General features: G+C 57.2%; 9 protein-coding genes. 3 read left to right on the forward strand and 6 right to left on the reverse strand.

What is annotated here, in order from left to right; genetic code table 11:
- Positions 1–7: 7 nt before the first annotated feature.
- Together ACN0WW_RS13705 and ACN0WW_RS13710 are read left to right on the forward strand one after the other, a co-directional pair.
- Positions 8–1,255 (forward strand): cytochrome P450, encoded by a 1,248-nt coding sequence (locus ACN0WW_RS13705; protein ID WP_417613428.1) that lies wholly within the window; start codon positions 8–10, stop codon positions 1,253–1,255.
- Positions 1,252–2,364, forward strand: coding sequence for an NAD(P)-dependent alcohol dehydrogenase (locus ACN0WW_RS13710; protein ID WP_417613429.1), 1,113 nt, complete (start codon positions 1,252–1,254; stop codon positions 2,362–2,364). The genes ACN0WW_RS13705 and ACN0WW_RS13710 overlap by 4 nt, the downstream gene beginning before the upstream one ends.
- A 111-nt stretch (positions 2,365–2,475) precedes the next feature.
- On the opposite strand, the gene ACN0WW_RS13715 is transcribed toward ACN0WW_RS13710, so the two are convergent.
- Both ACN0WW_RS13715 and ACN0WW_RS13720 read right to left on the reverse strand, forming a co-directional pair.
- Complete coding sequence (locus ACN0WW_RS13715; RefSeq protein WP_417613430.1) at positions 2,476–3,201, reverse strand: EcsC family protein; 726 nt, start codon at positions 3,199–3,201, stop codon at positions 2,476–2,478.
- Between the two features lie 201 nt (positions 3,202–3,402).
- Positions 3,403–4,641: a dicarboxylate/amino acid:cation symporter gene (locus ACN0WW_RS13720; RefSeq protein WP_417613431.1), complete on the reverse strand. Its 1,239-nt coding sequence runs from the start codon at positions 4,639–4,641 to the stop codon at positions 3,403–3,405.
- Between the two features lie 295 nt (positions 4,642–4,936).
- Here ACN0WW_RS13720 and ACN0WW_RS13725 point away from each other — a divergent pair, with 295 nt between their 5' ends.
- Positions 4,937–5,818, forward strand: a complete 882-nt coding sequence (locus ACN0WW_RS13725) for a LysR family transcriptional regulator (protein ID WP_417613432.1) — start codon at positions 4,937–4,939, stop codon at positions 5,816–5,818.
- Between the two features lie 55 nt (positions 5,819–5,873).
- Here ACN0WW_RS13725 and ACN0WW_RS13730 read toward each other — a convergent pair whose 3' ends face one another.
- The 4 genes from ACN0WW_RS13730 to dgcN all read right to left on the reverse strand — a co-directional run bounded on the left by ACN0WW_RS13730 (position 5,874) and on the right by dgcN (position 12,496).
- The gene (locus ACN0WW_RS13730) at positions 5,874–8,708 is read right to left on the reverse strand and encodes a TonB-dependent receptor domain-containing protein (protein WP_417613433.1); all 2,835 of its coding nucleotides are present in this window, start codon (positions 8,706–8,708) and stop codon (positions 5,874–5,876) included.
- Between the two features lie 113 nt (positions 8,709–8,821).
- Complete coding sequence (locus ACN0WW_RS13735) at positions 8,822–10,420, reverse strand: N-acyl-D-amino-acid deacylase family protein (protein WP_417613434.1); 1,599 nt, start codon at positions 10,418–10,420, stop codon at positions 8,822–8,824.
- Between the two features lie 97 nt (positions 10,421–10,517).
- Complete coding sequence (gene dgcA / locus ACN0WW_RS13740) at positions 10,518–11,501, reverse strand: N-acetyl-D-Glu racemase DgcA (protein ID WP_417613435.1); 984 nt, start codon at positions 11,499–11,501, stop codon at positions 10,518–10,520.
- A complete protein-coding gene (gene dgcN / locus ACN0WW_RS13745; RefSeq protein WP_417613436.1) occupies positions 11,459–12,496 on the reverse strand; it encodes an N-acetyltransferase DgcN in 1,038 nt (345 codons plus the stop codon). The genes dgcA and dgcN overlap by 43 nt, the downstream gene beginning before the upstream one ends.
- Positions 12,497–12,540: the final 44 nt, after the last annotated feature.

A 12,540-nucleotide genomic window follows, 5' to 3' on the forward strand; every position in this document is an offset into this window, starting at 1 on the left:
GTGGATAATGAGCGAACTTAATGCAAGAGATGTAGGCAATCAGATCTCGGATCCTGCCTTTCATTCGTCACCGGGCGACTATCACGCGTTGTTGGCCAGGCTGCGCGCGGAAGCGCCAGTCTTTTGGGTGGAACCAGACGAATATCCGCCCTTCTGGATCGTATCACGGCATGCGGACATCATGGAGATCGAGCGACAGCCTGACGTGTTCATCAACGGCCCGCGAACGCTGTTGAGAAAAACCGCCGTCGATGACCAGATTCGCAAGGTGACAGGCGGACGTCCATTTCTGCTGAACAATCTCACCAATATGGATGGCGACGAGCATCGCAAGCACCGGAAGCTGACCCAAATGTGGTTCGCGCCTGCGCGCATCAAAGTTCTTGAGGACGAATTACGTGCCTATGCGCGGGAGTTGTTCGACAGAACCATTACCGGCCAGACTCAGGTCGATTTCATGAAGGCCGTCGCCAGCTGGTACCCGCTGCGTGTCATCATGAGGATTATAGGTGTCCCGGCGGAAGACCAGCCGATGATGCTTAAGATGACACAACAGCTGTTTGGCCCCGAAGACCCTGAAATCCGCACCGAGCAAGTTGATGTGATTTCGACCGTGCAGGGCTTCTTCGACTATTTCCGCGATCTCATGGAGAAGCGCCGCGCAGATCCGCAGGACGATCTGGCGACGCTGTTGGTCAATGCCGAAATCGGCGAACAGGAAGCCCTCTCCTATTTCATCCTGGCGGCCACGGCAGGTCATGATACGACAAGTTCGTCGATTGCCGGCGGCATGCTCGCACTTCTGCAAAACCCGGATGAATTGGCTCGTTTGCGTACAGATATGACCCTCCTCCCAACGGCGATCGACGAGATCATCCGCTGGGTATCCCCGGTCACGCACTTCTTCCGGACCCCCGTCGAAGAATATAGCCTGCGCGGGCAGACCATTCGCGAGGGCGAGGCGATGATGATGTGTTATCCTTCGGCCAATCGCGACGAAGCGGTGTTCGACGAGCCGTTCCGTTTTGACATTTCCCGCCCCCCATCGAAGCATCTGGCTTTTGGGTATGGACCACATGTTTGCCTTGGCCAACATCTTGCGCGGATGGAAATGCGCATTTTCTTTGAAGAATTGTTCAGCCGGATCGACACGATCGAGTTGGCGGGCGAACCGCGCTGGCTTGCAACCAACTTTGTTGGCGGGCTAAAGAGTCTGCCTGTCCGTTTCGAGACAAGAGACAAGGTGGATGCATGACGGTTCGGGCCGCGATACTATCTGAAGCAGGCGGCACCTTTGTCGTCGAGCCCGTCGATCTGGCTGAGATCGAAGATGACGAGGTGCTGGTACGCGTTGCCGGTGTCGGCATCTGCCATACGGACATAGCCGTTCGGGACAGGGTTATACCGGTCCCCCTGCCTGTCGTACTGGGTCACGAAGCGTCCGGTATTGTCGAAAAAACAGGCAGTTCGGTCACGGATGTTTCTCCTGGCGACAAGGTTGTCATCGGTTTCATGTCTTGCGGCGAATGTTCAGCCTGCAAGGAAACGGTTCCAGGATATTGCGAAAGTTTCGCGCAGCTGAATTTCATGGGCAGCCGTCCGGATGGCTCGACGGCCTGGACGCAGAACGGCGAATCTCTGGGCAGCCATTTTTTTGGACAGTCGTCCTTTGCAACCCATGCCGTCGCCAACGCACGCAACGTGGTGAAGGTTGACAGCGATCTTCCGCTAGAACTGCTCGGACCGCTGGGCTGCGGCTTTATGACGGGCGCTGGTGCGGTGCTCAAATCCCTCAACCTTGCGGCGGAAAATAGCTTTGCGGTGTTCGGCGCCGGCCCGGTCGGTATGGCCGCGATCATGGCGGCCAAGGCCCGCGGTTGCGCCGAAATTATCGCCATCGATCCCCTGTCAGAGCGTCGCGAAACGGCGCTGGAAATGGGTGCCACCGCGGTGTGCGATCCGGGTGCTGGGAATGATGTTGCTGATGCAATACGAGCCATCATCCCAGCGGGCGTCGACGCCGCCCTGGACACCACGGGCGTTCCCGATGTTATCGCTGCGGCGATCGCCTCGCTTGCCAAGCGCGGCACATGTGCGCTGGTCGCCGCTCCGAAAGCACCCGGCGCGACCGTGCCGGTCGGATTTGGTGCCGTGGCCGCGGGCGGCCTGCGTATCATGGGGATTATGGAAGGCGATGCCGATCCCCAATCCTTCATTCCCGAATTGCTTGAGCTCCAGCGGACCGGAAATTTCCCGTTTGAGCGTCTGATCGAGAGCTATGCTTTTGACGATATCGAGCAGGCCATTTCCGAACAGGCAAAAGGCAAGTGCGTAAAGGCCGTCCTCGTGATGGATAAGGCATAAACCGGCCCCGGCATTTGCCCCGACAAAATCGTCAGCGGCTAATACACCGCATCGGGGCGGTTATCGGGTAGATGGATCTATGCCTCAGCGGTCAATAAAATGCCGATGTGGTTATTGGCCGGATGCCCGCAACCGGCGGGCCTGAAAGGCGAACCTGGCGGCTTTTGACACGTCACCCTGGAAAGAAGTGTTGACCGCGCCGCTGACAAGAGCTCCCAGCACCGGAATGAAAGAACCTGCTTTCTTTTTGGGGATGGCAAGCGCCAAAGCGCGCGAAATACGCTCGATGGCCTGATCGACCAGGGGATCGGTGATCTCCGGGTCGGGATCGACCAAACTGCCGTCCGCTGTGATCTGGCTTTCGAGATCGGCGATCCTCTGTTGCCGGACTGTTTTGTCGTTGAGGGCTGCGATTTCCAGAATCTGCAAGCGGAACAACTGCTCCGCTGGCCCCTCACCCTCATATCCATAGGCACGGCCAGTGTCTCTGATGTTCCGCGTAGCCAGTCCAATCGTTGCAGGAATATCTGTCGTCATGGTCACAGCACCACCAAAACCCGAGACCGCACCGGTAGCCCCATTCAGCAATTTTGCAGTGTTCTCGATCTTTTTCGCAGCTTGCTGACAGGCTTCCATGTCAGACTGATCATGTTTGAACCGCGCCAGCTGTGGTTTGCTGGTTGCGGAATCAATCGCCTTCACCAGTTTTTCGATCCATTCTGGTGGCACCATTTTGGAGGCCATTCTGGTCACGGGTGAAGTGACCGCTTCAATGCCGCGCCCCAATAAAGAGGGAGAAGCGGTACGAAATTTATTTTGCTCTTGGATCAGGTCCATTTTAGCCTCCTGTGGATGGCAATGCCAATTTGCAGAAACTGTAACTGCCCAACGACAACGCGCCAGCGCGCAAATCGCTGCATCGCTCTGACATTAAGGCAAGCAGTCGCTGTCCCGGACGACGCCTGATCGACAGTCTCCGTGCACTCGGCGCCTGACAATGAGAACAGATTTTAAGCTGATAATGAGACGCTGATTAATTCAAATATCGTCGGCTGAGAGATATTCTTCTACATCAATCTCTCCAGCCATGCGGCCAACCGCGACTGCTACTGTCGCGTCGCCGGTCACGTTTGTCATGGTCCGCATCATGTCCAGCAGATGGTTGATCCCCGCAACAAAGGCGATTGTTTCGAGCGGAACGCCAATGGAGGATAATACCAGACTCATCATCACCAGTCCGGACCCCGGCACACCGGCTGCACCGATCGCGCCCAGTGTCGAGGTCAGAGCGATGATGACGTAGGATAGCCAGCTCAGCTCGATACCATAAGCCTGGGCACCGAAAAGCGCGATGACCCCGAGATACATCGCCGTGCCATTCATGTTGATCGTGGCCCCCAAGGCCACGGTAAAGCTTGCTATCGAGTTTGACACACCCAGATTGCGCTCGACGCACCGCAAGGTGACCGGCAGCGCCGCATTCGACGAGGCGGTTGAGAAGGCTATTGCCTGCGCGTCAATGATTCCGCGGTAAAAATCAATCACCGAGAGCCGCGCAATGAAACGGATGATCAGCGGGTAAACGATCAGCAGGATCAAACCACAGCCGAGATAGTTCAGCATCACCAGCTTGCCCAGCGGCAGCAAGGCTTCAAAGCCAAATGTGCCTGCAACCCAGGCGATCAGGGCGAAAACGCCGAACGGGGTCAGTTCCATCACGATCATCGTCATTCTTTGCATAACCACGGAACCGGCATCCATCGCCCTTGCCAGCGGCGCGCCTTCGCTGCCCGTCGCGAGGATCGAGATGCCGAATAGCACGGCAAAGACGATCATCGGCAAAATGCTGCCCTGAGCCATCGCCATGATCGGATTGTCGGGTACCAGATTGACGATCATGGCGATCACAGACTGATCCGGCGGAGCGGGTATCGCGCTTCCCTCCGGCAGGTTAATGACCAGGTCGGCGCCAGGCTGAACCAGTTGGGCCAAGGTCATGCCCAGCGAGACGGAGATGGCCGCCGTGCACAGGAACAGCCCGATCGCTCTTCCCCCTACCGAGCCCAGTTTGCCAATATCGCCAATCGCGGTGATGCCGGAAACGAGCGAGAAGAAAATCAGCGGTACAACCAGCATTTTGATCGAGCGGATAAACAGGTCGCCAATCCATTTCAGGGACTGGGCGTCGTCGCCCAGCAACACACCGGCCAACACGCCCAGAATTAAAGCGAGAACGACCCGTTTCCACAAAGGAGTGGCAAACCAATATTTTATCATATCGAACTTTGGTCTCCGTCAATTTTACCCAGCGTAGCAGTCGTCAAATTTCAAACCAGCGCCTTTTCCGTGCCCGTCCATAACCAAAAGCTATATCGGGACGAGATAATCTGATATCGGCGCATTTTGGCGGAAAGGCAGACTCGTGATAGCGGTGTACACATGAATAGGGTTCGCCTAGCAATGTCTTTCTATCTTCGAGGCATGAGAGAAACGATGCCCGCCTCCCCCTATCACTCGACTTCATGCGCTCTGCCGGTTCAAGCCTCCCCTTTTTTCTGCTGTAGGTAAAAATATGCGTCTGCGTCATATTGAGATATTTCATGCGGTTTATTTGCACGGCACGGTCAGCGCCGCTGCACGAGCGCTCAACATCTCCCAGCCCGCTGTGACAAAAACGCTGAAACATGCAGAGCAGCTTTTGGGTTTTCCGCTGTTCGACCGGCAGGCCGGCCGGCTGGTTCCGACCGACGATGCGCATACGCTGTTTGTCGAGGTGGCGGATGTCCAGCAACGCGTCTCCTCCCTGCGTCAGGTAACCCGCAATCTTCGCAACGGCAGCGGAACGCTGCGCGTCTCTGTCCTGCCATCGCTGGCTCTCGATATTCTGCCGCGAGCCGTTAGCCTGTTTTCCAAAAAATACCCCGATGTCTATTTGGACCTTCAGACATTGCACCATGAGGAAATCGCCCGTTCGCTGTACGAGCGGGAAGCAGATATCGTGATCGCCTATCAGACTCCGCCCGGATTACCGGTCATTTCCGACTGGCTTGGCGAAGGCGAACTGGGCCTGCTGTACCGCCGGGAAGATCTGCCGAACATCCCGGACCGGGTTGCATTGAAGGACGTCTGTGACGAACGGTTCATAAGCCTCGCGGACAGCGGCCCAATTGGCGAATTGCTGCGACGCGAATTGGGTCGAAGCGGTATAGAGCTGAACGAAATATTATCTGCCCGCACATTCTATATCGGATCCGCTCTTGTCCGCAAAGGCATCGGGATGGCGGTTCTGGACAATTTTACCGCTCAGGCAACGGTCGATGAGGATACGGTTTTCAGCCCGTTGCAACCGACCCTGGCCTTCGACGTATTCGGAATCACGCTGGAGAGCCGACCATTTTCCCATGTCGCCCAGGAATTTCTAAACATATTCCGCGCCTGTATCGACGAGGCGTAAATGAGCAGGAGTGGCCCTCGCCACCCCTGCCCTTCATCCGCATATCATTTCAAACCTAGAAACTGATCTTTGCTCCAACCCGAAACCGGCGTCCCAGCAAATCATAGAGAGACTGGTTGGTTGCGGGCGTGGCATAAGCGCTGCCCGCTGGTCCCGAAGCCACAACCGGAGGATCTTTATCCAGCAGGTTCGACACGGCGACAAACAGCGTCAGTTGATGCGAGCCGAGGCTAAAATCGTGATAGGCCGAAGCATCAAGATAAAACGCACCATCGATATGGTTATTGTTGATGGTCCGCGCCGTTGCAGTCGATGCCGGACAGGCCGAGGTGCACTCGACATAACTGTTGTCATAGGTACCGGAGCTGATACCGCGTCCGATCAGGTTCAGACGCAGAGGCCCGTTGGCGTAAGACGCCGTCAACCGGTACAGAAACTCCGGATTGCCACCGCTGCTGTTTTCTCCAACAATATCGATGGCCGGATCCAGCCCGTTGTCGATCGTGTTTTCCAGATAGAGCGTCGCGATTCCCCGCAGGGTAAGCGAGCCGGAGCCGAGCGCGGTACGATAGGACGTTTCGAAATCCAGACCCCGTGCGCGCTGGGACGCAAAATTGAACGGGCTCTCGAAAATCTGCAGGTTGGTTCCGAATTTGTTCGGTCCGCGGACGATCGCATTGCAATATTCGGTAACACCTTCGAAGCATCGATCGATGATGGTTTGCGCATCAAGCGAGTCGATAGCATCCTTGATCTTGATATCGTAATAATCGACCGAAGCAGAAAATCCTGGCACAAAATCTGGCTGGAAAATAACGCCCACACCCCACTGATCGGCCTTTTCAGGATCCAGATTGGGGTTGCCAGTCCTGGTTCCGGCAAAGGGAGCCGACTGGTTATTGTTGAATGGGTCCAGCACCGTATTCGATCGCGTGGAACCGGCCGCAAACAGTTCGGCGAGGTTCGGCGCGCGGATATCGCGTGAGCGGGTAGCGCGGAACCGAAGCCCGTCAATCGGCTCAAAGCTTGCGCCCACCTTCCAGGTGGTAACGAAACCGGAGGTCGAATAATCCGTCGCGCGAATGGTGCCGTTCAGGTCAAGACTGTCGAGAACCGGAACCAGCAGTTCCAGATATCCTTCCGTCACCGAATAATTGCCAAAGCTCGGCAGATAGTTGCCGGTAAACCAGCCGGACTGATAGCGGTCTTCGACATAGCCGGAGACCTCTTCCGTGCGGTGTTCGCCGCCGATTGCCACGGCAACGGCACCGGCTGGCAATTGCACGGTATCGAAGGACAAATTGGCCGCATAAACATTCTGCTCGAACCGCTGCAGGCGATAGAGATCGCCCAGGACCCAGTCCACCGCTGCCGGATCAGCTACATTCGTACCGAAACGGTTGAGGGGAATACAGCCATTGGAAGGGTCGGTGAGCGACGAGCGACAGACAATCGTGCCTTCGGCTACACCCAGGCTGTTGCCGGCTGGCGCGAACACGGCGTCGGTTGCCTGGCTAAGCCGCGCATTATTCGCGATACCAAGCGCGGATTCCCGCGTATTGGCGATACCCTTCTGATAATAGGCATCCCATCGGGCAACGCTTCCGAACAGATCAAACTCACCATCAGCACCAATGACATATCGCTGTACGCTGCGCTTGGTCTGGTTGGTACGGACACCGAGGTCCGCATTGGTTGTGCCAAAGCGGAATGAGGTCTGATTTGCGGCAAGCAACTGGTCGCGAATGCTCTCGGGCAGAAACGCATTGTCCGCCTGAATTGTGACATTGCCCTGGTTGCGGTGGATACCCAACTGGCCCCGGTTGACGGATCGCGAGTAGCTCGCTTGCGCAAAGACGTTGAGCCAGGGAGCGATTTCATAGCTGATCCGGCCAAATATGTTTTTGCGGTTCTCTGCCGGATCCAGCGATTGATTGTCGTTCACCTGGGTGAGGCGCCAGTCACCACCGACCAGCCACGGATCTTTCACGACGCCGAAATCCAGCTGACCGATTTTGCCGCCTTCCCCGAAATAGGTGCCACGCAATGGTCCTGCCGTGATCAGTCCGCCAGGCGTCGCAAGACTGAGGCCGGCCTTGTCGGTGATCAGCCGTTCCGGCTCGCCATTCCCCGGCGCGTAGGCAGGGTTGTTGATCTGGTACCAGCCCTTGTTGTTCCAGTCTCTCGGCACACCGTCCAGACCTTCGCGCACCGCTATTTCGCCATTCAGCAGAATATGACCGCGACCATCGGCAAAGGGCGTTCCGAATGTCGCGTCGAACTTGTGGTTTGCGGCGTCACCATATGTCGAAATCCCGACATCTGCGCTGGCCTTGAAACCCGTGAACTTTTCATTGAGGATGAAGTTTACCACCCCGGAGACTGCATCCGAGCCATAGGCGGCGGATGCACCGCCGGTCACCACTTCAACACCGGAGATGAGGGCCTGGGGGAAGGTGTTGACGTCGACCTGTCCGCCAAGCGCCGATCCGACCGAGCGCTGCCCGTTCAGAAGCACCAGCGTCCGGCTTGTGCCCAGTCCGCGAAGGTTGATCGTATTGAGACCGGACGTACCGGCACTCATGCTGAGATTCGAACTGGCCGGCGTTGCACTGCCAACCACCGACGGAATCTCGTTTACAAAGTCCGCCACATTTGCCGGTGCACTGGCGTCGATATCCTGGATGCTCAAAGCGGTCAGCGGCGTCGGTGCGCTATAGCCGTCGCGCTGAATCCGCGTTCCGGTCACCACGATCGGTGTGGTCGTATCGTCTTGTGCCTGCTGAGCATCTTCTGACAGATCACCCTGCTGAACCTGCGCCATGGCTTGTGGCGCAAAAAGCAGGCTTGCTGCCAGTGCTATGTGCGACGTAATGATTTTTCCCGACATTGTTAAAACTCCCTGTTATTGGTCAAAGTCCAGATCCGCTTCCCCATATTATCTGGGGTAAACATCTCGATTCATTGTGTATTTTTCGTTCAATCGGTAATTTCGAGTGATAGCTAACAGCCGTCGCTACCGGACTTCCGCGGCAATGGCCGACCGGCGGCCTTGCCCGTGGGCAAGCCTTTGTCGATCGCCAGCACACCGTTTACGAACACCGTCTGCACGCCGGTCGAAAAAAGCGTCGGCTCGATGAATGTCGCGCGCGGCGCGTAAGTTTCCGGATCAAAAACGACCACGTCCGCGAACGCACCCTTCGAAAGTGTTCCCCGACCCTCCAGTGAAAATAATGTGGCCGGCACCGACGTGCTCTGATCGACAAACTGCCTCAGATTGATGACCTTGCGATCCTTCACATAGGTGTCGTATTTTCGCGCGTAGCTGGCATAATAACGCGGGTGCCCGATGGATGCGTCAGAACTGGTCATGACCCAGGGCTGCGTCATGAAGGCGGCAATGTCTGCCTCATCCTGGTTGAACGAAGCCACTCTGACATCAAATCTGCGCAAGACATTGATCGCCGCCTGAACCGGATCAACGCCCGTCTCCGCCGCAATCTCTGCCAGCGTCTTGCCTTTTACGTCGTCGGAACCGCTGGTGATCAGCAGCGAATCCGGACCACCCCGCCGACGCAGGTTATCGGTCATTTCCACCTTGATCTTTGCCAGTTGCTCAGGATCATCAAACCGCTTGAGAGTGGCTTCTCGACCGCCATCCTGAGCCCAACGGGGCAGCAGCGACGCATCGAGCCCGGTTCCGGAAGCCGACCATGGATATTGATCCGCATGAACGATCTGCCCGGCCGCCTGCGCTTTCTCGACTGCAGCAATAATATCGGGCGCCTCACCATGCACATCGACACCCAGCGCTTTGATATGCGCGATATGAACGGGAATTCCGGCTTCTTTTCCGATGTCGAGCGCCTCGGCAACGGCTCCTTCCAGACCTATGGTATAGCTGGATTCATCACGAATATGGCTGTCATAGACGCCGCCATGCTTGGCCGCCACCTTGGCCAAGGTGATCACTTCCCCTTCCTTGGCATAGCTCTGCGGCGCGTAGAACAGGCCCGTCGACAGCCCAAGCGCTCCCTCGCACATGGCGGTATCAACCAGTGTCACCATCTCGTCGAGTTCCGCTGCGGTCGGAGCGCGGTCGTCGCTGCCGATCACCTTTTTCCGAAGTGCACCGAGGCCGATATAGCTCGCAAAATTGATCCCGTAGTCGAGGCCGGACCCTTCCGCGAAAACCCCAGAGATGTCCGTTGCCCCTCCCCCGTCGACGCCGATGAAAGCGGTTGTCACACCCTGGGTCAGAAAGGGCAAGACCAGGCGAGCGGCGGGTAGTTCAGAACTCAGGGCATCGCCGACATGGGTATGAGTGTCGATAAAGCCGGGCGAAACAATCATCCCCTTGGCGTCGATCGTTTTCCCGGCTGTCCCGGAATAGCGTGGGCCGGCAAAGACAATCTTGTCACCGAATATGGCGATGTCACCAACATAGGGGGCCGCACCACCCGGATAAATCATCCCGCCGGAGATCACATAGTCAGCAGATGTACCAGCGTCAGAGGCTTGCGCGGACGGACTGCTGAGCAACAGTCCTATCGCCAACGAACTTGCGACAATTCGTTTAGTTTCTGAAATCTTATTTTTCATAATAGCCCCCGAATGATTTTTTATTATCTGAAGTTTGACCCTTACCGGTGCTTAAGCCAATCATTTTTGTGCAACGCAGTATAACCATAAGATATACCTAGCCCCAGAAGCCTGCCTCTGGCGGGGCCATGGACCCGCAATTTTCGACCACGCCATTGGCAAGATCGTCCGCCAGCCAGGTTGGCCCATCAAGATCGACAAAAGCGCAACGCTGCGCGATAATCATGGCAGGCGCTATGGAGAGCGAACTGGAAACCATGCACCCGATCATCAGTCCGAGCCCCTCACGCTCTGCCGCCTCAACCATTGCGAGCGCCGTCGTCAGACCGCCGGTCTTGTCGAGCTTTATGTTCACATAATCATAGCGACGGGCGAGCTGTGCCAGGTCATCAGTGACATGGCCGGATTCATCGGCAGCGAGCGGGATGAGCGCTTCGAACCCTTCAAGATCTCCATCGCGGTCGGCTGGTAAAGGCTGTTCCAGCAGGTCAACGCGCAGCTCGACGAGCTGCTGCTGCCAGGATGCGAGTTGCTCGATCGACCAGCTTTCGTTGGGATCGACGATCATGCGGGGCCTCGGCGCGGTTTCACGAACTGCACGCACCGCCGCAACAGGGTCGGAAGCATCCACCTTCACTTTCAGCAGCGGCGCGTTTTGTAACTGGTGTGCCGCAGCCGCCATATTCTCCGGCGTGTCGAGACCGATTGTGATCGCCGTATCAACCGGCTTCAGCGGCTCCCAGCCAATCCGGTCGACGACCGATATACCGGTCCGCTTTGCTTCCAGATCCCAAAGCGCGCAGTCAATTGCGTTTCGGCCAGCGCCCGGCGGCATGATTTCCATGAGCCGCTCCCGGTCGCAGCCCGCCTCTATTTCCCCGCGAACCGACTCGATCTGGGCAAGCACGCCGTCGATGGTTTCGTTGTAGCGAGCGTACGGCACGCTTTCACCGCGCCCTTCATGCTCTCCGTCGTGAATTACCACAAAGATCGTGTCGGCGACCGACTTGGTGCCGCGCGAAATACGAAAGGGCCGTTTCAGGCGGAAAGGGACATGGACGGCCGAGAGATGGCGAAGCATTGTTCAATCCTGTCAATTATGGGGTCAGCACCTTGCGCATAAGGGTCAACGCAAGGCAGTCCGGTTGTTTCAGCTATTTCTTCGCACATTGCGCGCGCTTCGTCTTGCTCCAGCATCGAGGTATTGACCGCGACGCCGACCGCAACGACATCCGGGCTGGTCAGTCGCGCCTGCTCGAGATTGGCTTCGATCGTGCGCTCCAGCGACGGCATCGAATAATGCGGCAGGCCGCGCATATGCTGGCGCGTCGGTTCATGACAGATCACGATCGCACTCGGTTGCGCACCGTGAAGAAGTCCCATTGATACGCCGGCAAAGGACGGGTGAAAAAGTGAGCCCTGCCCTTCGATCAGATCCCATCCGTCGTCGGTTCTCTCTGGTGCGAGCTGCTCTATTGCGCCAGAGATGAAATCGGCAATGACGGCGTCAACCGGAACGCCCGCGCCCGCGATCATGATGCCCGTCTGGCCGGTGGCGCGGAAGTCCGCGACATGGCCACGCGCCTGCATCGCCCGCTCTATACAAAGGGTGGCGACCATTTTTCCGACCGAGCAATCGGTACCGACGGTCAGCAGCCGTCGGCCCGCACGCCGCACCCCGGTGCCGACCTTCAAATCCATCACCGGATCGCGCACATCAATCAACTTGCATCCGTTGCGTTCCGCGACTTCCACGAGCTTCGGAATATCGCGCAGCCGTCCGTGCAATCCTGACGCAATGTCCAGCCCGGCGTTCAGCGCCGCTTCCGCATCGGCTATCAGCTCATCGGTAAGCACGCCGCCCGCGCTCGCAACACCAAGCACCAGTGTTTTGGCGCCCGCTGCCACCGCCTGCTGAAAGCCCATGTGAGGCAGGCCAAGGGTCAGGCTGCTGCCTTCGTGCACGAATTCGCCAACGCAATCGTCCGGACGGAACATCGCGATTCCGCGAGAGGTCTTGATCGATAAGGGATCCGATGTGGATCCCAGGTAAAGTAGATAAGGAGATTGTATCATAGTGCCGACCGTTATTGGAGTTCGACCCTTGTTAGGTTATTTGG

Source organism: Parasphingorhabdus sp., from assembly GCF_048269865.1.
In the GTDB taxonomy this organism is placed as follows: domain Bacteria; phylum Pseudomonadota; class Alphaproteobacteria; order Sphingomonadales; family Sphingomonadaceae; genus Parasphingorhabdus.